Here is a 21728-nt window from a genome sequence, read left to right as displayed (position 1 = left end):
AGTCCTCCGTTGAAATTGATAGGATCCCCTCAGACGCGGCGAACATCGGCCGGAGCGAGTCCGTAGCCGATCAGAAATTCCACCGAACTGCCCGCCTGGCTCTGTCCGAGATCGAGGTCGCGCTCGACATTGATCAAAAGCATTTCGCGCGTCGAGCCAAGCGGGCGATAATAAAGCATGCAGGTCTGGTGAATGGAGCGCTGCGCCTCACCGTCGTCGACCTTCTCGACAAACTCCGCCAATGGGGTGCGTTCCGGGCCTTCGCCCCAGAAGCGGCTATAGAGGATGCCGTCGGCATCGTAGGTTGGCTGGCCGATCAGGCCGTCCTGCCCGGTCCAGCGATTCCATTCGCCCTGCCCGGCAGGCACGACGCTGTCCCAGGGCTGATAAAAGCTGATGTCGTCGACATCACCCGGCTGGCCCGACGTCGACATCACCTGAATCATCCGATGGTCTTCATCGTAGTAGCGCGACAGAACCGTCGCGGCATCGAGCGAAACCTCACCGTAGGCGGCAATGATGAACGGGCCACTCCGTGGCAGCGGCATCGCCGGCTGGCCGGCCAAAGCCTCGGCTTCGAGGGAGAGGAAATCGATCTCCAACGCCCCGCCGATGGCGGCGCTCAACGGGCCAAGTTCTTTGGGTAAGGGCCTTTCGTTCTTGTCTCTGCCGAACCAGCCGATCATGATACCTCTCCCATTCGAGCCCAAGCGATGGCAGCGGGATCTAGCCGCATTCCGCTGATGTAGTAAAGGGTCTCGCCGCCCCGAAGCGGCGTCTCGTCTCGGCAATTGAGGTCGGTCATGCCCTGGCTCAGCATGCCCACCAGCGTCACATTGTGCTGACGTTTGAGGCTTAAAAACACGTCCCCATAGAGTAGCGGGGTTTGCAAGGGCGGTACCGGCAGGGAAAAGGCCGTGTCGGTGGAGGCGGCCGACAGCAGCCGTGCGGCGATTTCCGAAGAGCCCGGATCACGGGCGGAACGCGACAGCAGCTCCTCGGCGAGCGAGCCCACCGCCTCGACGCGCGGCCGGCGTTGTTTGACCATCTGTGCCGTGCGGTCGTCGGCGAAATAGGCCACGATATGAGCATTGGGGGCGTGGTCTTCGGCAATCAGCACGGCAGCGAGCGTCTCGTCGTCATTTGCTCCGCGCGCGATGATCGCGCGCGCCTTCGCCACTCCGGCCCGCACCAGAGCGTCGGCATCGGCAAGCCGCTCGGTTCTGATATAGTCGGCGTAATTGCTGGCGGGATTTTCCGGCAGGTCCTTGGCAACCAGAACACTCATCGGTTCATTGGCCTGTCGTTCGGAGTACAGCAGCCGCAGCGTCTGATATGTCTGCCCCTCTTGCCAGCCCAGGACGATGATATGGCCGGCGCGTTCGCTGTAATCACCCAATCCACGCATGCGGTTCCTCCAGATCGTACCGATAGTTGTCAACAACTTGCCAAGAACAGCGGTGAAGATGGCAATGCCGCCGGGAAGAACGAACAGGACAGCAATTAATCGGCCGAGCCCCGATTTTGGAGAAAGATCGCCATAACCGACAGTCGTTGCCGTCACCATATAGTAATAAAGAAAGTCGACCGGATTGCCGACGAGATCGCTTTCGCCGGCCAGCATGAAGAGCAGGTAAGAAGCGACCAGGTGGATTACGAGGATAACAAAAAGGGCTGACCAGGCCAATTCGCTGAGCGAGAGATATACACGCCGCATCAATGAAGCGATAAATGGCAAGCGATTCGCCCCCGTTCCTAACGCGTACCCTAGCGAAATTTATTTAGCGCACCAGATCTTTAAGTTGCAAACCGATTACCCAAATATTTTGACGTTCCAACCGATGGAGGACTTTTTGGAGACCTGGAACCTCACCACCTTAACGCGCCTGTTCGCCGCCGATCCCGACGCCCTGGGCGATGTGGATGTAGCCGTACCCGCACAAGGCGACGTCATATGCGTGACTCTTAAGGAAAAAGGCGATCTCGACGTCTTCGTCGCAGTGAGCGGGGAGCGCGACATCCTTGTCAGCGCAGTTCTGGTGCCCTGCAAGGACGTGCCCAATCGAGAAGCCTTCGAACGTATGGTGCTGAAGACCCATAAGTTCGTGCCGCTCTCCAGCTTCGGCATCACCACGATCGACGGTGAGGATTGGTATGAATTGTTCGGCTCGCTGTCAGCACGCTCGCCGGCCGAGACGGTGGTCGAGGAAGTGGCGATTCTGGCTGCCAATGCCGTCGATGCGGCACATATGATTGAAGAATGGAAAAGCGGGGAGATTGCAGCGTGAGCACCTGGGGAAAGATTTTCACCGCCATTCGCGGCGGCATCAACGAGGCAGCGGAAGCGGCCGCCGACAGCCAGTCCATGCGCATTCTTGATCAAGAAATCCGCGACGCCGAACAGTCGCTGCGTGCGGCGCGATCCGATCTGGCCGGCATTATGGCGGCCAACAAGAGCGTGATGCGCCGACTTGACGAAAACCGCGCCAAGGAGACCAAGGATACCGACAGCGCTCGCGCCGCGATCTCCGCGGGCCGCACGGATCTGGCGCAGGGTCTCGCTCAGCGCATTGCCGGTACCCGTGCCGAAGTGCAGCGCGACCAAGAAGAGCTCGATCGGCTACTGCCCCGCCAGCAGCAGATGCTGCGCACGATCCAGGAGACCGAAGCGCGCATTGCTCAGATGAAGCGCGAGGTGGAGAATGTCAAAGCCAACGAGTCGCTGCTGCGCGCTCAGTCGGCGATCGCCCATAGCCAGTCGGGCATCAATACCCGCCTCGGCAGCGCCGTCGAAAGTCTCGAACGCATCAAGAAACGCCAGGAAGTCACTGCCGGCCGCATCGAAGCCGGTGCTGAGCTGGCCGCGCTGGAAAACGGCAGCGACCTCGATCGTCAACTGCGCGAAGCCGGCATTGGCAGTTCCAGTCACTCGGCCGACGACATCCTTGCACAGCTGATGGCACCGAAACATTCGGTCGAGCCCATCTTGCTGCCAGCGCCGACCAGCAAAAAAGACTGACAATCCCGGGAGCGGCAGCCCTGCCTGCCATTCCCGCACGCTTACGGAATTGGAGCGCCGCGACCCAGCCTCTTAAAGCAGTGGGATCGCGGCATTTCAATCCGCTGCAAGCTGCCCTTGGCAGGGCGTGCCATCGCCGCCTGCCCGCTTGTTTGGCGCCGGCAGCGAGAAAGGCACGGTTCCGCGGCCGATACGCCGGATACGCCCGTTAGATCTTGAAATTCATCGCGACACATGACATATAAAAAGCGACAGATGACGTAGGAGAAAGATCATGGCCGTCGCAGCAAAAGCACCTGCTTCAGCGGCAGGCGGTGGTGAACTGCAAAAAATAGAGGCATTGCTCGGCGGCTCGCGCATTCTGTCGCGCAGCCTGACCAATGCTCTCGACGCCCATGAGCTACTCCTGCACGGCCTGCCTGCAACGGCGCTGGATCATCTTGTCGGTACTCTCGTCGTCCTCGGCAAGAACGAGTCCCTCGAAAAGGCGGTGGGCATGAGCTTGCGCACCTGGCAGCGGCGGAAGGATACGCCTTCCAAGCCGCTCAGCCAGGAACAGAGCGGCCGCGCGTGGAAATTCGCCGAGATTCTCGCAAAGGCAACGGATATCTTCGGATCGCAGGCGGAAGCCGAACAATGGCTGGAGCGTCCGGCGGTCGGACTTGAGCAGCGCCGCCCGATCGATCTTCTCGGGACGCCCGCCGGCGTCGAGCTTGTCGAAGATCATCTCGATCGCATGGAATACGGCGTCTATGCATGACCCTTTTGCCGATCGCGCTCGGCGGGGCCGAGCTGGTCGCGTGGCGGCTCGATCAGGCCGTCCATGCGCCGACTTGGGATAGCGGAGAAGGCGCCTATCGGGTTGGCGGCCGCTGGAACAGCAAGGGGGTTCGCGCGGTCTACTGCTCGCTCGATCCCGCGACGGCGATCCTTGAAGTCGCGGTCCACAAGGGGTTTCGGGCTCTCGACACGGTGGCGCATATAATGACAGCAGCCGTCATTGCCGATGCCGGCGATATCCATGTTGTCGATCCGGGAAGCGTGCCCAATCCCAACTGGCTGCGCCCGGGCATTCCCAGCGCCGGGCAGCAAGCCTTCGGAGACGATTTGCTTCGACAGCATCGTTTCGTGGCGATCCCGAGCGCGGTCTCGCGGCATAGCTGGAACCTGATTTTTCTGGCAGGCGGCGCAACGGGCGCCTATGCGCTGAAGTTCCAGGAGAAGTTTGCCCTCGATACACGGCTGCATCCACCCACGTCATGAACGTCTTGGAGCCACGGGGATAGTCGGAAGGGACCGAATCTCAATGTCAAATATTGACATCGCGACCCGGATACAGAACAATTTCAGGAATTTGATAAGGAGGGTGCTACATGACCAGCAGCCTGCATGTAAGCTTGCCCGATGAAATGCGCGCCTTCGTCGATATGCGCGCCAACGGGAAGAGCCAGTACACGACGCCGAGCGAATATGTACGCGCCCTTATTCGCGAAGATATGGCACGCGAAGAAGATCGCCGCTATGCCATCCGCTCGCTGCTGCGGGCGGAAGAGGAATTCCGGCGCGGAGAGACGCTGCCCCTTTCTGCTCTGGATGCTATCGATGCGGAGCTGGATGAAGAACTGCGCTAGTGGCTCCTCGCGTTCTCATCCTGCCGACCGCCCTTGATAACTACCGTCTGGCAGTCCGCGAAACGGCGCGAAAATGGTCCACCGAACAGGCGAAAGCCTATGGCCGCTTGCTGCGGGCGGGATTTGAAGGCATCCCCGAAGCCTGTGCCCGCGTAAGGATAAAGAAAGACGAGCGCGCCGGGAATTCGCTCTTCCGGCTCCACAAGATAGAGCACCATTACGCCGTATACATCGTCGTTGACGACTCAACCTTCATCATTGCCGCGGTCTTGCATGAGCGGATGGATATTCCCGCACAGCTAAGGACAATCGAACGATTGACCGACAGAGAGTATGCAGCGTTGATGGGACATCCTCGGCCGAAGTCCTGAGGACGGTCGGCCGCGATCACCGGCGGCGCGGCAGCAGATCGAGCAGCAAGCCGCGTTAGATAGGCGAAAGGCGCCCCGCTTACAGAGCGGATAATCGACGCGCAAACGCAGCTCGCCATAAAAATGCTCGATCCGCCAAGTCCGCTATTCTCACTGCCTCCTAAAGCGTGTCGCGATCTTTCAGATTCGCTTGTCGCGCTTTAGCTCTTTGTTTTTACGCATGTCGTTGTCGCAAAACCGCTGCACACTTTTGCGCGACATGCTTTAGTTGACACCGAGAAATTGCTTCAACTCGGCAGTCTGCGGATTGGCAAAGACTTCCTCCGGCGGGCCAGCTTCGTGGACTCGGCCCTGGTGCATGAAGACGACGCGGTTGCAGACGTCGCGGGCGAACTTCATCTCGTGCGTCACCATCAGGAGGGTCATTCCCTCGGCGGCGAGTTCGCGCACGACGGCCAGAACTTCGGCGACCAGTTCCGGATCGAGCGCCGAGGTGATTTCGTCGCAAAGAAGTGCAGTCGGCTGCATGGCCAGTGCACGGGCGATGGCGACACGCTGCTGCTGGCCACCCGAGAGCTCGTCCGGATAGGCGTCGAACCGGTGGCCCAGCCCTACCCGCTCCAGCATCTTGCGGGCGGTGGCCTCGGCTTCGGCCTTCGGGGTCTTCTTGACCACGGTCTGCGACAGCATGACGTTGCCGCCGACAGTCAGGTGCGGGAAGAGGTTGAACTGCTGAAAGATCATGCCGACCTTGAGGCGCAGTGCCTTCAGATGGACTTCGTCATCAAGGAGCTGGGCGCCGGCCACGGAGATGGAGCCGTCAGTGATGGTCTCCAGGCCGTTGATGCAGCGAAGCAGGGTCGATTTGCCCGAGCCGCTCTTGCCGATGATGGCGATGACCTCGCCGGCCTCCACGTCGAGATTGATGCCTTTCAGCACCTCGGTGGTGCCAAAGCTCTTGCGGACTTCAGTGATTTCGATGAGCGACATTGAGCTTCCTTTCCAGGATCTGGCTGCTTTTCGACAAAGGCCAGCAAAGGGCGAAGTAGATGAGAGCGACGAGCCCGTAGACGGTGAAGGGCTGGAAAGTGGCATTGGTGACCACGGTGCCGGCTTTCGACAATTCGACGAAACCGATGATCGAGGTCAGCGCCGTTCCCTTGACGATTTGAACGGAGAAACCGACCGTCGGCGGTATGGCGACCCTCAGCGCCTGGGGCAAGATGACATAGCGCATCTGCTGCAGCCGGCCCATGCCGAGGCTGGCAGAGGCTTCCCATTGACCCTTCGCGACCGCTTCGACGCAGCCTCGCCAGATTTCGGCGAGAAAGGCGGCACTCCACAGGGTGAGCGCCAATCCCGCAGCAAGCCAGGCCGGCACGTCTATCCCGAAGAGGCCGAGACCGAAAAATGCGATGAAGAGCTGCATCAGCAGCGGCGTGCCCTGGAAGAGCTCGATGTAATATTTCGCGAGTGCCTTGAATGCCTTGCGCTTGCTGATGCGCAGGAACAGCAGCCCCAGTCCGACCGCGCCGCCGCCGATGAACGAAACGAGCGAAAGCAGGATCGTCCAGCGGGTGGCGAGCAGCAGGTTGCGCAGGATGTCCCAGAGTGTGAACTCGATCATCGTGCTGCTCTCCTCGGGAAAATGAACCCGCCGACCACCCCCAGCAGCTGCCGGAGCAGGATCGCCAGCACAAGGTAGATGGCTGTCGAAACGATGTAGGCCTCGAAGGCGCGGAAGGTTCGCGATTGTATGAAGTTTGCGGCAAAGGTCAGATCCTCGGCGGCGATCTGCGACACCACCGATGAGCCGAGCATGACGATGACCACTTGCGACGACAGCGCCGGCCAGATGCGCTGCAGGGATGGTACGAGAACGACATGCCGGAAGGTTTCGAAGCGCGTCATGGCGAGGCTCTCGCCAGCCTCGAACTGGCCTTTCGGGGTTGCCTGGATGCCCGCGCGGATAATTTCGCAGCTATAGGCGCCGAGGTTGACGACCATCGCGAGGTTGGCAGCCGTCAGTTCGGGAAGCTGCAGGCCGAGCGACGGTAGACCGAAGAAGATGAAAAAGAGCTGGATCAGGAACGGCGTGTTGCGGATCAGCTCGACATAGGTCGCAACGACAGGCTTCAGCCAGGCCGGGCCGAGTGCCCGCACCCAGGCACAGAAGATCCCGAGCGATATGCCAAGCACGCCACCGATCGCGATAAGCTCCAGGGTAACCAATATGCCCTTGATGATCTCAGGATAATATTCAAGCAGCCAGCCGAATTCGAAATGATAGCTCAAGGAACTGTCCCCTCTTGCGGTAACGGAGCATCACGTCATCCCGCGTGCGGACGCGGGATGACATCCGTAAGACCGGGTCCTAGAGATCCGAGGGAAGATCGGCGCCGAGCCACTTCTGCGATATGGCGTTCAGCGCCCCATCGGTTTTTGCGGCGGCGATGATGCCGTTCACCTTCTCCAGAAGCGCCGCCTGTTCCTTGTTGAGGCCGATATAGCAGGGCGAGTTCTTGATGAGGAACTTCATCTCAGGGCGCTTGGGGGGATTCTTGGCGAGGATCGCCGCGGCCACGACGTTGCCGGTGGCGATGGTGTCGACCTGGCCGGACAGGAATGCCGAGATGGTGCCGTTATTGTCCTCGTAACGCTTGATCGTCGCATCGGTCGGCGCGATCTTCGTCAGCTCGAGATCCTCCACGGCGCCGCGCGTGACACCGATGCTCTTGCCGGCGAGATCTTCCACCTTGGCGACCGAAAGATCGGCCGGTGCGAACACGCCGTTGAAGAAGGGGGCGTAGGCCGCGGTGAAATCGATCACCTTTTCGCGCTCCGCATTCTTGCCGAGGCTTGATATGACCAGATCGACTTTGTTCGTCTGCAGATAGGGAACGCGGTTGGCGCTGGTGACCGGCACGAGTTCGGTCTTGACGCCGAGCTTTTCGGCAATGAGATTGGCTACATCGATGTCGTAGCCCATCGGCGCCATCTCGGTACCGACGCTGCCGAAGGGCGGGAAATCCTGAGGGACGGCGACACGCAGCGTCCCGCGCGCCGTGATGTCGGCGAGAGCATCGGCGTAAGACGCGGAGCCGAAGCCGAAGGTTGCAGCCAGGGTCGCGATTGCGAAGAGGACTCGTCTTGTCAGCATGGTTTAATTGCTCCTTTGGATTTGTGGTTTTTGGGGTCTGACAGTTGGGGCGGAGGATACGGTCTTGGGAGGAAGTGACAGGGAACTGCGCAGTTCCGAGAGCGGGTCCGGGCGTGTGGTGAGGTCGAGGCCCGTTTCCACTTCGTCCAGATGTTCGATGGAGAGTTCTGCGGCTCTGACGAAATCGCCCGCTTGCATGGCCTCGAAGATGCGGCAATGCCCGTCATGAGACTGTGCTGCATGAAATTCGGACTGATAGAGCATCGAAATGAGGATCGTCCTCGCGGTGAGATCGCGGAGGATATCGACGATGATAGCGTTACCGCTCAATTCTGCGATGCGGATGTGGAAATCGCCCATCAAATAGGTCAGGCGCTGGCGGTCGCCCGCAGCCATTGCGCTTTTTTCCTCGTTCAAATGCGCGCCGAGCGCTTCGCGTCCCTCGTCCGTCAGCACACGCATGCTGCGAAGCAATCCGGCCTCGATGACGCGCCGTGCCTCATAGACCGCGATCGCCTCTTCACCGGACGGCTCGACGACAAACCAGCCCCGTCTCGGACTGACATGCACGATGCCGCGTGTTTCCAGGCGCATCATGGCTTCGCGGACACGGGTTCGGGACACGCTGAAGAGCGCCGCCAGCTGGTTTTCGCTGAGACGCGTCCCAGGCCGAATTTTAGCTGAAAGAATCCCGGAAACGATCGTCTCCTCGATGGTCTTTTGCGTGCTCTCAGATGTGTGGCTATCTTGCATACAAGACAGGAAAGCAAAGCTCGTGCCAAAATCCTGCCTTCAGGATTTCCAAGATGTCTCGGATCCCTCCCTTGGAATTTGCACGCTGGGATGCAAACTGAGCGTAAATTGAGCGACTCCCCGCAATTCCTTGCAAACTCCTCAGCGTCGGCCGCCCAAAGCCGGCAAAGCCCCTTCCCTGTCAAAAAGTTGCTTGCGGCTAGACCGCTTCGGCTTATATAGTCATGATAGTCACTATAGTCAGGATATAGCGAATGCAGCCCTCACGACCAGAGGATAAAAGTTGGACCGTCGCCAGTGCGAAGGCCAAGCTGTCTGAGGTTATCGAACGCGCGCAAGCAACGCCGCAAACGATCATGCGCAATGGTAAACCAAGCGTCGTCGTCGTTTCGGCCGAGGAATGGCAGCGGAAGACCGCCCGCAAGGGCACCCTTGCAGAGTTTCTGATGCAATCGCCGCTGCGTGGCGCCGATCTGGACGTCGAACGACAGCGCGACGAACCGCGTGATCTCCAGCTGTGAGACTTCTGCTGGACACCAATGTGCTTTCCGAGGTGACAAGGCCGCGTCCCGATGCACGTGTCCTACAATGGCTGGACAGTCTCGACGAGGATCGCTCATTCATCAGCATCGTATCGATCGCGGAGATTCGGCGTGGTGTTGCATTGATGGAAAGCGGGCGGAAGCGCGACGCGCTGGCTGAATGGCTTGCCCAGGACCTGCCGCAGCGCTTCGAACAGCGCGTCATCCCTGTGGACCAGCCGGTTGCGATAGCCTGGGGCGACGTGATGGGGCTCGCAAAGCGAAGCGGACGCGGCTTGTCGTCAATGGACGGCTTGATTGCTGCCACCGCGATTGCTCACGATCTCACTCTCGCCACGCGCAATATAAAGGATTTCGAGGGCTTTGGGATCGAGCTTGTCGACCCTTGGACCGAACGCTCGTGACGACCCACCGAGCGGATCGTCATGAGATCTTTCTTTTCGTCTAGTTGAAACTCGAGGTTTTGAGGAATTCCGCCAGCCGTTCGGTCTTCGGGTGCACGAACATGTGCTTCGGATCGCCCTCCTCGCAAATAACGCCCTGGTTCATGAAGATGACGCGTGACGAAACGTCGTAGGCAAAGCGCATCTCGTGGGTGACGAGCAGCATGGTCATGCCGTCGGCGGCAAGCCCCTTGATCACCTGGAGCACTTCGCCCACCAGCTCCGGGTCGAGCGCAGAGGTCACTTCATCGAACAGCATCAATCTCGGCGACATGGCGATGGCGCGGGCGATCGCGACGCGCTGCTGCTGACCACCGGAAAGCTGTCCGGGATAATGGTTCGAGCGGGCGGAAAGGCCGACACGATCGAGCCATTTTTCCGCGATGGCACGGGCATCCGGCTTCGCCATTTTCTTCACCTTGACGAGGCCGAGCATGACGTTTTCAGCGGCGCTCATATGCGGGAAAAGATTGAACTGCTGAAACGCCATGCCGGTCAGCGCGCGCTGGCGCGCAATCTCCTTCTCGCTCTTGCGGCGCCGCGTCGCGCCTTCGGCGCGGTAGCCGATCTCCTCGCCGTCGAGGCTGATCGTGCCGCCCTGGAATTCTTCGAGCATGTTGATGCAACGTAGCAACGTGGTCTTTCCGGAGCCGGACGAGCCGATGATGGAAATGACTTCGCCCTCCTGCACGGCGCAATCGACGCCCTTGAGGACTTCGTGGATGCCGTAAGTCTTGCGCAGACCCTGGATGTCGAGAATGGTCTTGGCCATCGGAAAGTCTCCTCAGGACGGCAGGGCGGTCTTGCGCTCGACATATTTGCCGAAGTGCTCGATGCCGTAGTTGATGATGAAATAGAGACCACCGGCCAGGAAATAGAACTGGAGGCTCATGAAATTGCGGGAGATGATCTCCTGCGTGCGCAGGAGAAGCTCGGCGACACCGATGACGGAGAGCAGCGTCGAAGCCTTCACCATCTCGGCCGCCGTATTCACCCAGGCCGGCAAGCACTGGCGCATGGCCTGCGGCCACAGCACCGAGGTGAAGGTCTGTGTAAAGGTCAGGCCGATCGCCTTGGCGGCTTCGGTCTGCCCCTTCGGGATTGCCTGAAGCGCCCCGCGCACGATTTCGCCGACATGGGAGGAGCAGAAGATGGCGAGGGCGAGCACGCCTGCCGAGAACGGCCCGAGATCGAGGCCGACAGCGGCGGAGACATAGTAGCTCGCCAGCACCAGCACGAGCACCGGCGTGCCGCGGATGATATCCGTATACGCGCGCACGGCCAGACGCAAAACAACGCCGCCATAGACGAGCGCCAAGCCGACGAAAACACCGAGTACGGAGCCTGCAAGGATGGCCAGCAGGGAGATCGACACGGTCACGCCGATGCCATTCATGATGACGTATCGGGCGATCCAGAGTTGTTCGAGAAAGGTGTGGGACATCGGCTTATCTCGGCAGGGCCAGACGGCGCTCGATGAAGCGCATCACGGCGGCGATGAGGAAACAGGTCGCGACATAAAGGGCTGATGTGACCATCCAGGTTTCTATGACGCGGAAGCTCTCGACATTGATCTTGCGGGCGGCAAAGGTCAGTTCCGGCACGGCGATGGCAGCGGCGAGCGAGGTGTCCTTGAAGAGCGAGATGATCGTCGAGGACAGCGATGGCAGCACGTTGCGCAGCATCAGCGGAGCGATGATGGAACTGCGGATCTGCATCCCCGTCAGGCCGATGGCGAGCCCCGCTTCCGTCAGTCCTCTCGGAATGGACAGCAGCCCGGCACGGAACACCTCGGCCAGATAGGCACCTGAATAGAGGGACAGAACCAGGACGAAGCTTTTTATCTTGTCGAGGCGAAAGCCCATCTGCGGCAGCGCGAAAAAGACGAAAAGCACCAGGACGAGAATCGGCAGGTTGCGAATGACAGTGACATAGACCCGTGCCGGCACGACTGCAAAACGGCTCTTGGAGGTCAGGGCGAAGGCCACGACAAGGCCGATCGCGGCCCCGATCAGGATCGAGATCACCGCAAGGCCGAGACTGAGCGCCAGCCCGCTCAAGAGAAAATCGAAGTTGCGCCAGACGGCAGCGAAATTCAACGTGTAACCCATACGGGCCGCCCTTTCAGACCAGAGCATGATGCCGAAAAGTGCGAGTGGTTTTCGGCATCATGCTCTCACTCTTTAAATGCAGAGCGGGAAACATGTCCCGCTCCGCATGGCTGTTACTTGAACTCGACCGGGAAGCCGATCTGCGGCGGCGTCAGATCTTTGCCGAACCAGGTCTTGAAGGACTTGGCGTAAAAGTCGAATTCAACGCCGGTCATGGCTTCGTGCAGGGCGGTGTTGACGAAGTTCAGCCAATCCTGATCGCCGCGCTTGACGGCACAGGCATAGGTCTGCGGGTTCCAGCCGTAGCCGGCATCTTTATAGCGGCCCGGGTTCTGCGTCATGTACCAGGCGAGCGACGACTGGTCCGTGGCGACTGCATCGGCGCGTCCCGATTCCAGCGCCTGATAGATCAGGTCGACGGAATCGTATTGGTCAACGGTCGCCTCCGGCAAGGCCGCATGCACCATTGCCTCGGCATAAACGTTCTGGAGAACCGAAATGGTGACGGAGGAGCCGGCCGCCTTGAGGGTGGCGTAGTCGGCATATTTGCCATCCGCCTTGAGCATCAGGCCGACACCCTCGCGATAATAAGGAATGGTGAAGGCAACCTGCTGGGCGCGCTCGCCGGTAACGGTCATGAACTGGCAGGTGATGTCGACTTTGTCGGTGGTGATGTTCGGAATGCGGGCGTCGGAGGACTGGTTCACATATTCGATCTTCTCAGGATCGCCGAAGAGCGCCTTGGCGATGATATGGCCCATGTCGACGTCGAATCCCTGAAGCTTGTCGTCGGCGCTCTTGAAGTGCCAAGGCGCATTGGTGCTGCCCGTGCCGAGGACGAGATGGCCGCGGGCCAGCACTTCATCGAGCTTGCTGCCTTCGGCCAGCGCAGGCGTGGACAACAGAGCGGCGACGGCCAGCGACATCACGCCGGTGCGAAAGGAAATGGTCATGGCGTTCCCCTTATGGATGATTCCTACTGTTCCAGTATAATGGACGCATGTCTGTTTTACTGGAACAATGTTATGAAGTGCCATCAAGGATGAATTGTCAATGGGTCATGCCGAAAAAACGCGCAGTGGTGCGCGTGGCGATTTTTTCGGCAGTGCAGCATTCTTTTTTTTCAGAGGTTCGACGCGTGCCGCCTCGACGATCGCCGTGACGTTGGTATTGATTTCGTCAACCTGACTGGCGATTTCCTGGAGCGCGGACCCGGCATTCGTGACGAGGGCGACACCGTTTGCGACATGGAAACCGGAGGCTGTGATCAGGCTCTTTATCTCCTTGGCGCTTTCGCCGACCGTTGCGCCAGCTCACGGACCTCCTGGGCAACAACCGCAAAACCCTCGCCGGCCTCCCCTGCTCGTGCCGCCTTCCAGGATTTTTCGAATGCGCTTTAGGCGGCGCCGACGCCTGCGGCAAAGATGGCAATGCAGCGGCGAAGATGGGCAAACTGTTGAGCCCGATCGGGCCAGGCCCGCGCGCGCCCTTCCGGCGGACCCATGCCGCCGAGGATCATATCCATCAGCATCCGGGCTCCGCTCGCCGTATCGTCCAGCGTCAATCTGCCTTCCGACCGGCGTTCGCTCAGCCAGTCGGCGAGATGCTGGCGGCTGGCAAGCATGCCTTCGCGCTGCAGGATATCGACAAGTTCCGGAAATTGCGCCGCTTCGCGAAAGACGAGCTGCAGGAAGCCGGTGCGATCGGCATCCTTGTCCTCGTCCATATCGATCATGAAGATACGTTCGAGGCTCGCGGCGATCGAGATATCTTCAACAGGCCTGGGCAGATCGAGCATCAGGCGTCGATGCGCGCCGACCACGGCAGCAAACAACTCTTCCTTGCTCTCAAACAGCTTATAGAGCGTCTGCTTCGAAACGCCCGCCTCGGAAGCGACGATCGCGGTCGTGCTTCCGGCGTAACCGTATTTGACGAAAACGCGGCCGGCGACTTCAACGATATGCGCCCGCTTGTCCTCGTCGCTGGAAACTTTCGGCCGGCCCCGCTTGCGCGGCTCAGCCGCAGGCTCGTCGACACTATCCATGATGGTCTAGACCGCTCTGCCGAAACGCGTAGCGACGACCTGAGAACGTAGACTACGATTTCTGAGGGATACTGTTCTCGGTTGTGGCATTAGTGAATTCGATTTAAGGAACTAATCAGTTCCGCAATGTGCGTTGCGTCCCCACCTCCCTAGCGATGGAGCGCTTATGACGACCATTTCCACTGCGAGATCAGTCACTTCCTATTCCTATAGCAAGCGCCCGACATCCGCGTCCCAGAACATCTTATCCTCTAATACGGTTTCGTCGGCAAAAGCAACCAAAAGCGGGCTGCTCGACGGAGAGACGTCGAGCAGCGCCGATCCGATATGACGTTGATATCGATAAAGATCAAGGTTCGATGCCCTTGTGTGCCCGCCTGTCCTCTTTGATAACTGATTCAAGGTCGATATCCGTGGCACTTTGCTGCAGAAGACGAGCATAGAAGGTCGTGGCTGCCTCGCGGCCGGCTTCCCGTATTTCATACGATTCCAGAGCCCGCTCAACGATGTCAGCTATTGAGCGATTTTCGCGCCGGGCAAGCCGATGCGCAAGATCGCGTGCCTTCGCACTGCGCACGGAAAGTCGAGGTTCAGCCATGTCGGTCTCCTTTCACCTGTACATAGCAACTTGCATCAGTCAGCCATCAACATGGCAACTGATGGCTTGATACCACAAGTATTCAGGGTCCTGATTTTGCTCCGATGTCTAAAAGAATTAACCATATCTCAGTGGTCTTACGAAATAATGCCATACGTAGATCAGGCATCTCGAAGCAGAGAGGCCAAAGTTATTTGGAGACAGTCTTGGCATTTACCATTGCTCGCAGCCTGGTCGCGTTCGGTGTCGCTGTTTCGGCTGGCCTTTTCATGTCGATCGGATTGCAGCAATCGGCGCTCGAACGGCTGAAAGTCAACGGTCCGGTTTACGAGCAGGTCGTCTATGGCAAGGATTTGATCGCCGATATTCTGCCGCCGCCGCTGTTTGTGGTCGAATCCTACATGCTGTCCTTCGAGGCGAGCAAATTTCCGGAGCTCACCGAAACCAATCTTGCCAAGATCGCAAATCTCAAGGCCGCCTACGACGACCGCCGCGCCTACTGGAAAACTACCCGGCTGCCGCAGGCTTTGAAGGACGAGCTTGAAAACGATGTCATCGGCAAAGGCGATGCTTTCTGGGGGGTAATGAACCGTGAGATCATCCCGGCCCTGAATGCCAAGGACGAAGACAAGGCGCACGGTGCGATCGAGCAGCTGCGCGTCGCCTTTCATTCGCACCAGGACGCGGTCGAGAAACTCGTTGCCAATTCCGACGCCTTCCTGAAGGGCGAGGAGCGTAATGCAGCCTCGGAGATCGTCACCTGGACGATCTATGCAGGTGCTGCGGGCCTCGGATCGTTCGGGCTGTTGCTGGTGGGGCTTTATCTCCTGCGTCACCGAGCAATCGTGCCGCTTGATGGCATGAAGGCCTATATGGGCAACCTTGCCGAAGGCGACTTTTCGACCGAAGTTCCCTACGCCAACCGGTCCGACGAGATCGGAGCCATGTCCAAGGCCGTGGCGGTATTCCGCCGCAACGCGCTCGAGCGGCAGGAGGCGCAGAGGCGCGAGACCGCACTACGCGATGCGGAATTTGAGCGCGAACGCAGCCAGCTGGCCGAAAGGGCAGCCGAGGAGCAGATCCGCGAAACGGTGATCGATCGGCTGACATACGGCCTGGAACAGCTATCGACCGGCAATCTCGATTGCCGGATCACGACGCCGTTCGCCACCTCCTACGAGACTTTGCGCGCCAAGTTCAACGACAGTATGGACGCGCTTTGCGCGTCGATGGCGGAGATCGCCCAGACCTCCAAGCAAGTGGGCAGTTCCTCGGCCGGCATCACCGATGCAGCCGACAGCCTTGCCTCGCGCACGGAACAGCAGGCCGCGATGCTCGAAGAGGCCACAGCCGCGCTCGATGAAATGAATGTCAAAGCCAAAGACGCCTCCGACCATGCCGGCAGGGCGACAGGCATGATGGCTCAGACCCGCACCAGCGCCGAACATTCGGCGGCCGTCGTTCGCGAAGCCATCGCCGCCATGGAAAGGATCGAAGGCTCGTCCTCTCAGATTGGCGCCATCGTCAATGTCATCGATGAAATCGCCTTCCAAACCAATCTTCTGGCGCTCAATGCCGGGGTTGAAGCCGCACGTGCCGGCGAAGCAGGCAAAGGTTTTGCCGTCGTGGCGCAGGAAGTGCGCGAACTTGCCATGCGCTCGGCCAACGCCGCCAAGGAGATCAGAGCTCTGATCTCCACCTCCTCGGCCCAGGTCTCCACCGGTGTGGAACTCGTCAACCGAACCGGCAAGGCGCTCCTGGAAATCGAAGGGCAGGTCGAGCAGGTTGCCGGCCTGATCGCCCGCATCGTGTCGGTGTCCTCCGAACAGGCGGTGGCGATAGGCGAGATCAACGCCTCCGTCAACGCGCTTGATCAGGTCACGCAACGCAACGCAGCCATGGCCGTCGAAACCGCCTCGGCCTGCCGGGCGCTCGGCAGCCAAACGCAGACGCTGGAAGGGGTCGTAAACCGCTTTCAGATCGATGCTGCCGCCAGCGGGTCAAGACCGCGGAAAGCTGCTTGACGTGTGATCGTCGAAACCCATTCTGTTCTAGCCGTCAACAATCGCCACCACGGCAACGCAGTCACCAGCCTTGACCAGCCCGGGGAAATGCCTGGCACAGAGAATTCCGTTCATGCCGGCGCGGATCTCGCGGGGGCCTACCCCGGTCCGCCCGGTCGGATAGATGCGAGCGATGATGGCATCGTCCGTGACGGCTTCACCGAGATCGATGACAGGTTCGATCAGCCCGCCCTCCTCTGCGAAAGAGAAGCAGCGACCGTCCGGCATGTCGAGCCAGGTCGTCGGACCGGGATCGACTGCGCCCGCGACGATCCCGGCGTGGCGCAGCACGTTCATGGTGCCGCGCTTGGCAATCGCCGCACTTTTGGCCGTGGCGGTGCCGCCGCCGCCGAGTTCCGTGGTGATGAAGATCTTGCCCATCTCCTCGGCAGCGGTGTCGTACATGCCGACCGCATCGATCTCCAGCATCTTCATCGAATAGGGAGCGGCAAAGGCCCTCACGAATTCGAAGGCTTTTTCCTCCTGTTGCTTGTTCGGCAGGATGTGGGCTGCGCAGAACGGCAGAAAATCGAGCGTCTTGCCGCCGGAATGAAAATCGAGGACGAGATCCGCCATCGGCAACAGCACACGGCTGAAATAGTCGGCGATCTTCTCCGTCACTGTGCCGTCCGGCCGGCCCGGGAAGCTGCGGTTCATATTGCCCCTGTCGATGGGCGAGGTTCTGGTTCCCGCCAGGAATGCCGGATAATTCATGGCCGGGACGATGATGACTGTGCCCCTCACCTCTTCGGCCTTCAGCGAGCGGGCAAGATCGAAAAGCGCAATCGGTCCTTCATACTCGTCGCCGTGATTGCCGCCGGTCAGCAAGGCCGTTGGCCCCTTGCCGTTCCTGATGACCGTTATCGGCACCATCACCGATCCCCAGGCGGAATCGTCGCGGCTGTAAGGCAGGCGCAGGAAGCCGTGCTGGACGCCCTCGGCGGCGAAATTGACCGTCGCGCTGATCGGCGACGGCCGCAAGCCAATCTCTGTCATGACAGCCTCAATCCTTGACCATCAGCCTGCGCGGCACGTTCGCGAAGCACTCGACACCGCTCTCGGTGATCAGGATGCTCTCGGTCGTCTCGAAGCCCATGTCGTCGAGCCAGAGACCGGTCATGAAATGGAAGGTCATGCCCGGCTTCAGTTCCGTCCGGTCGCCCGGCCGCAGGCTCATGGTGCGTTCGCCCCAGTCCGGCGGATAGGAAAGGCCGATCGGATAACCGGTGCGGTTATCCTTGACGATCCCGTATTTCTTCAGCATGGCGAAGAAGGCGTTGGCGATATCCTCGCAGCTATTGCCGGGTTTGGCGACCGCAAGACCGGCTTCCATGCCCTCCAGCGTCGCCTTTTCGGCGTCGAGAAAGGCCTGCGTCGGTTTGCCGAGGAAGACAGTGCGCGATAGCGGCAGGTGATAGCGGTTATAGCAGCCGGCGATCTCGAAGAAGGTGCCCTCGCCCTTCTTCAGCGGCCGGTCGTCCCAGGTCAGGTGCGGTGCGGATGCCTCGACGCCGGACGGCAGTAGCGGCACGATCGCCGGATAATCGCCCCCGATCCCGTCGACGCCGCGGGTGCCGGCATCATAGATTTCCGCGACCAGATCGCACTTGCGCATGCCGACCTCGATCTTGTCGAAGATGCGGGCGTGCATCGCCTCGACGATACGGGCGGCATTACGCATGTAGCCGATCTCGGTCTCGCTCTTGACGGCTCGCTGCCAGTTGACGAGGGCGGTCGCGTCGACGAAACGCGCATTCGGCAAGTGCTTCTGCAGCGCCGCAAAGGCCGCCGCCGAAAACCAGTAATTGTCCATTTCGACGCCGATCGTCAGCTTGCCGAAGCCGCGCTCGGTCAGGATGCCCGAGAGGTAGTCCATCGGGTGGCGCTCGGTCGACTGCACGTAGTGATCGGGATAACCGACAATGTTGTCGTGCTTCAGATAGGCGGTGAACTTGGCGCCGTTGGCGTCCTGGCCGCGGCCGAACCAGATCGGCTCGCCCTGCGGCGGCACGATCACCGCCTGATGCACGTAGAAGGACCAGCCGTCATAGCCGGTCAGCCAGGCCATGTTCGACGGGTCGCTGACGATCAGCAGGTCTACGCCCTTCGTCTCCATGGCACGCCGTGTCTTTTCCAGCCGCGCGGCATATTCGCCGAGCGAGAATTTGAGTTTGGGCTGGGTCATGTTTCTTCCCTTCTCTTCCGGCGCCGCGCCGGTCAGCTTTCGAATGTGGTCCCGGCATTCGCCGCGCCGGCACGGGCAAAGGCGAGCGTGGCGATGGCGGTGTCCTGGATGCCGGTCCCGGTCAGGTCCGCAATGGTGATCTGGTCGCTGCGCATCCGCCCCGGCGTCCGGCCGGCGACGATCTGGCCGAGCTCGGCAAAGACGGCATCGCTTGCGACCAGGCCGGCGTCGACTGCGTGATGCAACTCGCCGAGGCGCCGCGTCTGCTTCAAGCTGTCGGCGACGTAGAGGCCGGCACCCGCGATGGCGGCCGGATCGATCTCATTCTTGTGCTCAGCATCCGAGCCCATGGCCGTCAGATGCTGTCCGGGTTCCAGCCATCCGGCCTCGATGATCGGCGTTTCCGACGGCGTAGTGGTGACGATGAGATCAGCGCCGGTCACCGCACCTCTGGCGTCCGCTATCGCGGTGACGGGAAAGCCGAGCTTTGCGGCCAATTCCGCTGCCACGCCTTGCGCCTTGGCGGCATCGCGCGCCCATATCCTCGCCTCGCGGATCGGCCGGACCAGCGTCAGTGCTTCGAGCTGCAGCCGCGCCTGCATGCCCGCACCGAAGATCGCGGCCACGGACGCATTTTCCCGCGACAGATGTTTTGCCGCCACAGCGCCGGCTGCTGCGGTGCGCACGTCGGTGAGATAGCCGTTGTCCAGCAGCAGCGCCTGCACCAGTCCGGTCCGGCTCGACAGCAGCACCATCATACCGTTGGTGCTTGGCAGGCCGATCTTCGGATTGTCGAAGAAACCGGGGCTGATCTTGATTGCGAAGCCCTCGATGCCGGGCACGTAGGCCGTCTTCACATCGACTTCGCCCCGATATTCCGGAATGTCGAGCCGCAGGATCGGCGGCATGGCGACGGATTTGGTCGCAAGCGCTGCGAAAGCGGCCTCGACGCAATCAACCGCATCGCGATCAAGCGCGATGACTTTCCTCAGTTCTGCTTCCGTCAGAATGATCATCCGGCTCATGGTCCCTCCTCGCCGTAGAGCGGCTGTGTCCCGTTGATCACCCGAAGGTGCTGCTCCATGTCGACATTCGCCCCGGACAAGATCGCGACGATGGGACCGCCGCCCCTGATTTTTCTGGCAAGCAGCGCTGCGATGCCGACCGCGCCCGCGCCTTCGACGATCTGGCGTTCGCAGGCATAGGCATGGCGCATGCCGGCGGCGATTTCCGCCTCGGTCAGCAGGATGACCTCGTCGAGAAGGTCGCGGCACATGGCAAAGGTCACGCGATTGTCGAGGCCGATGCCGCCGCCGAGCGAGTCGGCAAGGCTCGGCACTTCCTCCACCTGCACCGGGCGGCCGGCATTGAGGCTCGCCTTCATTGCGGCACCCTTCTCCATCGTCAGGCCGATCACTTTGGTCGTCGAACTGATGCCTTTGACTGCGGCGGCAACGCCGGCCGCAAGGCCGCCGCCCGAGAGCGGCACCAGTACGGTTGCCGCCTCCGGCAAGGTGTCGATGATTTCGAGCCCCAGTGTTCCCTGCCCGGCCACGACATCAGGATCATCGAAGGGCGGGACCATCACCAGCCCCTCCTCACGAACCAGCCGATCGACCTCCTGCTGCGCCTCGTCCTGCGATACGCCGACGATGCGGACATCGGCACCGAGGCGACGGATTTCCAAAACCTTGTTCTCCGGCACCAGCCGCGACATGCAGATGGTCGCGACGGCACCTTCCGCCTTTGCCGCAAAGGCAAGCGCCCGGCCGTGATTTCCGGTCGAGGCCGCGACGACGCCACGCGAGCGCTCTGCCGGCGACAAGGAGAGCACTGCATTGGTCGCGCCGCGCAGCTTGAAGCTGCCGGTCGTCTGATGATGTTCGAGCTTGAGATGGACAGGCACGCCGGCCAATTCGCCGAGGGAAAAGGACTGCACCATAGGTGTGCCGAGCACGCGGCCGGCAATCCGGCGCGCCGCCGCACGGATATCCTCCAGCGAAACGGGCAAGGTGCTCACCATGATCTCAGCCTTCCCGGTAGGGCTTGGTCATCAATTGACCGAGTTCGGACCGCGCCCGATCGTCGCCGCAAAGCCTCAGGCAAGCCCAGGCGGTCGCGAGGTTGCTGGTGACCACCGGCTTGCCGATTTCAGCCTCGATCCCAGCCGCGACCTCTGCTGCCCGCACCGCCGTACAGGAGATAAACAGCGCGTCCGACTGCGGTGCCAGCGCCTGGCGCGCGAAGGCAGGGATCTCGTCCGGTGCGATCCGCGCCATCTCGCGATCATCGGTCAGGCCGAGACAGGTGAAGCGGTCGATCGCAAAGCCGAGCTCCGCGAAATAATCCGCCATCGGCCGGCTGGTCTCGATCGTATAGGGCGTCAGCACCGAAATCCGTCTGGCGCCCAGCGCCTTCAGGCCGGTCACGGCGGCAGCCGTCGGCGTCACGACGGGCACGCCGGGCTTGGCCGCATGGATCGCCGCTTCGATGTTCCGGTCGCCGATCACCACCGAGGCGGAGGTGCAGGAATAGACGATGGCATCGAGCGCCTCGTCCGGAAGGATCAGTGCCGCGCCTTCGGTCAGCGACGGCTGCATCTTCAGGAGATTTTCCGGCGTGACCGGATTGGCATAATGGATGCGACTGACATAGACCCCGAGGCGAGCGCCGGCGACCATGCGCTGGAAGTCGACTTCCGTCGTGTGGTCGGTCGCGAGGATGACCAGGCCGATGCGTTTTTCCAGCGGCCGATCCTCCAGCCGCGGCGGCCGGCCGGCAGCGATGATCTCGATCTCTACGGTCATG

General features: G+C 60.8%; 28 protein-coding genes and 1 pseudogene. 10 read left to right on the top strand and 19 right to left on the bottom strand.

Annotated features, from left to right (window positions below):
• Positions 1 to 29: 29 nt before the first annotated feature.
• Positions 30 to 686: a YjfK family protein gene (locus HFO71_RS22860; RefSeq protein WP_077977028.1), complete on the bottom strand. Its 657-nt coding sequence runs from the start codon at positions 684 to 686 to the stop codon at positions 30 to 32.
• On the bottom strand, positions 683 to 1738 hold the full coding sequence (locus tag HFO71_RS22855) for an ion channel (RefSeq protein ID WP_168287607.1): 1056 nt from the start codon (positions 1736 to 1738) through the stop codon (positions 683 to 685). The genes HFO71_RS22860 and HFO71_RS22855 overlap by 4 nt, the downstream gene beginning before the upstream one ends.
• Positions 1739 to 1841: 103 nt before the next feature.
• On the opposite strand from HFO71_RS22855, the gene HFO71_RS22850 reads away from it, so the two are divergent.
• From HFO71_RS22850 to HFO71_RS22825, 6 genes are all read left to right on the top strand, one after another.
• Positions 1842 to 2288 carry a YjfI family protein gene (locus tag HFO71_RS22850; protein ID WP_168287613.1) on the top strand — a complete coding sequence of 149 codons (447 nt, stop codon included), beginning with the start codon at positions 1842 to 1844 and terminating at the stop codon, positions 2286 to 2288.
• Positions 2285 to 3019 carry a PspA/IM30 family protein gene (locus HFO71_RS22845; protein ID WP_077977026.1) on the top strand — a complete coding sequence of 245 codons (735 nt, stop codon included), beginning with the start codon at positions 2285 to 2287 and terminating at the stop codon, positions 3017 to 3019. Before HFO71_RS22850 ends, HFO71_RS22845 begins: the two co-directional genes overlap by 4 nt.
• Positions 3020 to 3293: 274 nt before the next feature.
• Positions 3294 to 3779: a type II RES/Xre toxin-antitoxin system antitoxin gene (gene parS / locus HFO71_RS22840; protein ID WP_077977025.1), complete on the top strand. Its 486-nt coding sequence runs from the start codon at positions 3294 to 3296 to the stop codon at positions 3777 to 3779.
• Positions 3776 to 4282 (top strand): RES family NAD+ phosphorylase, encoded by a 507-nt coding sequence (locus HFO71_RS22835; protein WP_168287606.1) that lies wholly within the window; start codon positions 3776 to 3778, stop codon positions 4280 to 4282. Before parS ends, HFO71_RS22835 begins: the two co-directional genes overlap by 4 nt.
• A 110-nt stretch (positions 4283 to 4392) precedes the next feature.
• Positions 4393 to 4650 carry a ribbon-helix-helix domain-containing protein gene (locus tag HFO71_RS22830; protein ID WP_131641202.1) on the top strand — a complete coding sequence of 86 codons (258 nt, stop codon included), beginning with the start codon at positions 4393 to 4395 and terminating at the stop codon, positions 4648 to 4650.
• Positions 4650 to 5021 (top strand): type II toxin-antitoxin system RelE/ParE family toxin, encoded by a 372-nt coding sequence (locus HFO71_RS22825; protein WP_132611930.1) that lies wholly within the window; start codon positions 4650 to 4652, stop codon positions 5019 to 5021. Before HFO71_RS22830 ends, HFO71_RS22825 begins: the two co-directional genes overlap by 1 nt.
• 264 nt (positions 5022 to 5285) lie before the next feature.
• On the opposite strand, the gene HFO71_RS22820 is transcribed toward HFO71_RS22825, so the two are convergent.
• The 5 genes from HFO71_RS22820 to HFO71_RS22800 form a co-directional block, all read right to left on the bottom strand.
• Positions 5286 to 6011, bottom strand: a complete 726-nt coding sequence (locus HFO71_RS22820; RefSeq protein ID WP_012755581.1) for an amino acid ABC transporter ATP-binding protein — start codon at positions 6009 to 6011, stop codon at positions 5286 to 5288.
• The gene (locus HFO71_RS22815) at positions 5989 to 6648 is read right to left on the bottom strand and encodes an amino acid ABC transporter permease (protein WP_027664862.1); all 660 of its coding nucleotides are present in this window, start codon (positions 6646 to 6648) and stop codon (positions 5989 to 5991) included. Before HFO71_RS22815 ends, HFO71_RS22820 begins: the two co-directional genes overlap by 23 nt.
• Positions 6645 to 7316 carry an amino acid ABC transporter permease gene (locus tag HFO71_RS22810; RefSeq protein ID WP_077977020.1) on the bottom strand — a complete coding sequence of 224 codons (672 nt, stop codon included), beginning with the start codon at positions 7314 to 7316 and terminating at the stop codon, positions 6645 to 6647. Before HFO71_RS22810 ends, HFO71_RS22815 begins: the two co-directional genes overlap by 4 nt.
• Positions 7317 to 7395: 79 nt before the next feature.
• Positions 7396 to 8181, bottom strand: a complete 786-nt coding sequence (locus HFO71_RS22805) for a transporter substrate-binding domain-containing protein (protein WP_168287604.1) — start codon at positions 8179 to 8181, stop codon at positions 7396 to 7398.
• A gap of 3 nt (positions 8182 to 8184) precedes the next feature.
• The gene (locus HFO71_RS22800) at positions 8185 to 8934 is read right to left on the bottom strand and encodes a GntR family transcriptional regulator (RefSeq protein WP_077977018.1); all 750 of its coding nucleotides are present in this window, start codon (positions 8932 to 8934) and stop codon (positions 8185 to 8187) included.
• A 254-nt stretch (positions 8935 to 9188) separates the two neighbouring features.
• On the opposite strand from HFO71_RS22800, the gene HFO71_RS22795 reads away from it, so the two are divergent.
• Both HFO71_RS22795 and HFO71_RS22790 read left to right on the top strand, forming a co-directional pair.
• Positions 9189 to 9455, top strand: coding sequence for a type II toxin-antitoxin system prevent-host-death family antitoxin (locus HFO71_RS22795; protein ID WP_077977017.1), 267 nt, complete (start codon positions 9189 to 9191; stop codon positions 9453 to 9455).
• Positions 9452 to 9880 carry a type II toxin-antitoxin system VapC family toxin gene (locus HFO71_RS22790; protein ID WP_077977016.1) on the top strand — a complete coding sequence of 143 codons (429 nt, stop codon included), beginning with the start codon at positions 9452 to 9454 and terminating at the stop codon, positions 9878 to 9880. Before HFO71_RS22795 ends, HFO71_RS22790 begins: the two co-directional genes overlap by 4 nt.
• A 40-nt stretch (positions 9881 to 9920) precedes the next feature.
• Here the strand turns inward: HFO71_RS22790 and HFO71_RS22785 are convergent, their stop codons facing one another.
• The 4 genes from HFO71_RS22785 to HFO71_RS22770 form a co-directional block, all read right to left on the bottom strand.
• Positions 9921 to 10691, bottom strand: coding sequence for an amino acid ABC transporter ATP-binding protein (locus HFO71_RS22785; protein ID WP_168287603.1), 771 nt, complete (start codon positions 10689 to 10691; stop codon positions 9921 to 9923).
• Positions 10692 to 10703: 12 nt separating this feature from the next.
• Positions 10704 to 11363 (bottom strand): amino acid ABC transporter permease, encoded by a 660-nt coding sequence (locus HFO71_RS22780; RefSeq protein ID WP_024319797.1) that lies wholly within the window; start codon positions 11361 to 11363, stop codon positions 10704 to 10706.
• A gap of 4 nt (positions 11364 to 11367) precedes the next feature.
• On the bottom strand, positions 11368 to 12030 hold the full coding sequence (locus tag HFO71_RS22775) for an amino acid ABC transporter permease (protein ID WP_094088149.1): 663 nt from the start codon (positions 12028 to 12030) through the stop codon (positions 11368 to 11370).
• Between the two features lie 113 nt (positions 12031 to 12143).
• A complete protein-coding gene (locus HFO71_RS22770; protein WP_017956578.1) occupies positions 12144 to 12983 on the bottom strand; it encodes a transporter substrate-binding domain-containing protein in 840 nt (279 codons plus the stop codon).
• Between the two features lie 100 nt (positions 12984 to 13083).
• On the opposite strand from HFO71_RS22770, the gene HFO71_RS36220 reads away from it, so the two are divergent.
• A complete protein-coding gene (locus HFO71_RS36220) occupies positions 13084 to 13218 on the top strand; it encodes a hypothetical protein (protein ID WP_260685628.1) in 135 nt (44 codons plus the stop codon).
• Here the strand turns inward: HFO71_RS36220 and HFO71_RS36215 are convergent.
• The 3 genes and pseudogenes from HFO71_RS36215 to HFO71_RS22755 all read right to left on the bottom strand — a co-directional run.
• A pseudogene (locus HFO71_RS36215) lies at positions 13167 to 13405 on the bottom strand (methyl-accepting chemotaxis protein); the annotation flags it as partial. The gene HFO71_RS36220 and the pseudogene HFO71_RS36215 sit on opposite strands and share 52 nt — an antisense overlap.
• A 21-nt stretch (positions 13406 to 13426) precedes the next feature.
• Positions 13427 to 14074 (bottom strand): TetR/AcrR family transcriptional regulator, encoded by a 648-nt coding sequence (locus tag HFO71_RS22760; protein WP_132611934.1) that lies wholly within the window; start codon positions 14072 to 14074, stop codon positions 13427 to 13429.
• Between the two features lie 349 nt (positions 14075 to 14423).
• Positions 14424 to 14672, bottom strand: a complete 249-nt coding sequence (locus HFO71_RS22755; protein WP_132611936.1) for a type II toxin-antitoxin system VapB family antitoxin — start codon at positions 14670 to 14672, stop codon at positions 14424 to 14426.
• A gap of 206 nt (positions 14673 to 14878) precedes the next feature.
• Here HFO71_RS22755 and HFO71_RS22750 point away from each other — a divergent pair, with 206 nt between their 5' ends.
• Positions 14879 to 16696: a methyl-accepting chemotaxis protein gene (locus HFO71_RS22750; RefSeq protein ID WP_221988423.1), complete on the top strand. Its 1818-nt coding sequence runs from the start codon at positions 14879 to 14881 to the stop codon at positions 16694 to 16696.
• A gap of 27 nt (positions 16697 to 16723) precedes the next feature.
• Here HFO71_RS22750 and doeB read toward each other — a convergent pair whose 3' ends face one another.
• The 5 genes from doeB to eutA are packed head-to-tail and all read right to left on the bottom strand — an operon-like array spanning position 16724 to position 21727.
• The gene (gene doeB / locus HFO71_RS22745; protein ID WP_077977012.1) at positions 16724 to 17731 is read right to left on the bottom strand and encodes a N(2)-acetyl-L-2,4-diaminobutanoate deacetylase DoeB; all 1008 of its coding nucleotides are present in this window, start codon (positions 17729 to 17731) and stop codon (positions 16724 to 16726) included.
• A gap of 7 nt (positions 17732 to 17738) precedes the next feature.
• Positions 17739 to 18920: an ectoine hydrolase DoeA gene (gene doeA / locus HFO71_RS22740; RefSeq protein WP_168287601.1), complete on the bottom strand. Its 1182-nt coding sequence runs from the start codon at positions 18918 to 18920 to the stop codon at positions 17739 to 17741.
• Positions 18921 to 18952: 32 nt separating this feature from the next.
• Entirely contained in the window at positions 18953 to 19945 is a 993-nt protein-coding gene (gene eutC / locus HFO71_RS22735; RefSeq protein WP_168287600.1) for an ectoine utilization protein EutC, read from the bottom strand.
• The gene (gene eutB, locus HFO71_RS22730; RefSeq protein ID WP_168339425.1) at positions 19942 to 20943 is read right to left on the bottom strand and encodes a hydroxyectoine utilization dehydratase EutB; all 1002 of its coding nucleotides are present in this window, start codon (positions 20941 to 20943) and stop codon (positions 19942 to 19944) included. Before eutB ends, eutC begins: the two co-directional genes overlap by 4 nt.
• A 4-nt stretch (positions 20944 to 20947) precedes the next feature.
• Positions 20948 to 21727, bottom strand: coding sequence for an ectoine utilization protein EutA (gene eutA, locus HFO71_RS22725; protein ID WP_168287598.1), 780 nt, complete (start codon positions 21725 to 21727; stop codon positions 20948 to 20950).
• Position 21728: the final 1 nt, after the last annotated feature.

The organism is Rhizobium laguerreae (assembly GCF_019778565.1).
Taxonomy (GTDB): domain Bacteria; phylum Pseudomonadota; class Alphaproteobacteria; order Rhizobiales; family Rhizobiaceae; genus Rhizobium; species Rhizobium laguerreae.
Note: the sequence above shows the minus strand (reverse complement) of the source record. Positions and strands in the feature narration are given on the sequence as shown.

Excerpts from the sequence above, each read along its gene's own strand:
- HFO71_RS22860 (WP_077977028.1), bottom strand. The coding sequence starts at position 686 with ATGATCGGCTGGTTCGGCAGAGACAAGAACGAAAGGCCCTTACCCAAA.
- HFO71_RS22850 (WP_168287613.1), top strand. The coding sequence starts at position 1,842 with ATGGAGGACTTTTTGGAGACCTGGAACCTCACCACCTTAACGCGCCTG.
- parS (WP_077977025.1), top strand. The coding sequence starts at position 3,294 with ATGGCCGTCGCAGCAAAAGCACCTGCTTCAGCGGCAGGCGGTGGTGAA.
- HFO71_RS22835 (WP_168287606.1), top strand. The coding sequence starts at position 3,776 with ATGACCCTTTTGCCGATCGCGCTCGGCGGGGCCGAGCTGGTCGCGTGG.
- HFO71_RS22830 (WP_131641202.1), top strand. The coding sequence starts at position 4,393 with ATGACCAGCAGCCTGCATGTAAGCTTGCCCGATGAAATGCGCGCCTTC.
- HFO71_RS22820 (WP_012755581.1), bottom strand. The coding sequence starts at position 6,011 with ATGTCGCTCATCGAAATCACTGAAGTCCGCAAGAGCTTTGGCACCACC.
- HFO71_RS22815 (WP_027664862.1), bottom strand. The coding sequence starts at position 6,648 with ATGATCGAGTTCACACTCTGGGACATCCTGCGCAACCTGCTGCTCGCC.
- HFO71_RS22805 (WP_168287604.1), bottom strand. The coding sequence starts at position 8,181 with ATGCTGACAAGACGAGTCCTCTTCGCAATCGCGACCCTGGCTGCAACC.
- HFO71_RS22800 (WP_077977018.1), bottom strand. The coding sequence starts at position 8,934 with ATGCAAGATAGCCACACATCTGAGAGCACGCAAAAGACCATCGAGGAG.
- HFO71_RS22795 (WP_077977017.1), top strand. The coding sequence starts at position 9,189 with ATGCAGCCCTCACGACCAGAGGATAAAAGTTGGACCGTCGCCAGTGCG.
- HFO71_RS22785 (WP_168287603.1), bottom strand. The coding sequence starts at position 10,691 with ATGGCCAAGACCATTCTCGACATCCAGGGTCTGCGCAAGACTTACGGC.
- HFO71_RS22780 (WP_024319797.1), bottom strand. The coding sequence starts at position 11,363 with ATGTCCCACACCTTTCTCGAACAACTCTGGATCGCCCGATACGTCATC.
- HFO71_RS22775 (WP_094088149.1), bottom strand. The coding sequence starts at position 12,030 with ATGGGTTACACGTTGAATTTCGCTGCCGTCTGGCGCAACTTCGATTTT.
- HFO71_RS22770 (WP_017956578.1), bottom strand. The coding sequence starts at position 12,983 with ATGACCATTTCCTTTCGCACCGGCGTGATGTCGCTGGCCGTCGCCGCT.
- HFO71_RS36220 (WP_260685628.1), top strand. The coding sequence starts at position 13,084 with ATGGGTCATGCCGAAAAAACGCGCAGTGGTGCGCGTGGCGATTTTTTC.
- HFO71_RS22760 (WP_132611934.1), bottom strand. The coding sequence starts at position 14,074 with ATGGATAGTGTCGACGAGCCTGCGGCTGAGCCGCGCAAGCGGGGCCGG.
- HFO71_RS22755 (WP_132611936.1), bottom strand. The coding sequence starts at position 14,672 with ATGGCTGAACCTCGACTTTCCGTGCGCAGTGCGAAGGCACGCGATCTT.
- doeB (WP_077977012.1), bottom strand. The coding sequence starts at position 17,731 with ATGACAGAGATTGGCTTGCGGCCGTCGCCGATCAGCGCGACGGTCAAT.
- doeA (WP_168287601.1), bottom strand. The coding sequence starts at position 18,920 with ATGACCCAGCCCAAACTCAAATTCTCGCTCGGCGAATATGCCGCGCGG.
- eutC (WP_168287600.1), bottom strand. The coding sequence starts at position 19,945 with ATGAGCCGGATGATCATTCTGACGGAAGCAGAACTGAGGAAAGTCATC.
- eutB (WP_168339425.1), bottom strand. The coding sequence starts at position 20,943 with ATGGTGAGCACCTTGCCCGTTTCGCTGGAGGATATCCGTGCGGCGGCG.
- eutA (WP_168287598.1), bottom strand. The coding sequence starts at position 21,727 with ATGACCGTAGAGATCGAGATCATCGCTGCCGGCCGGCCGCCGCGGCTG.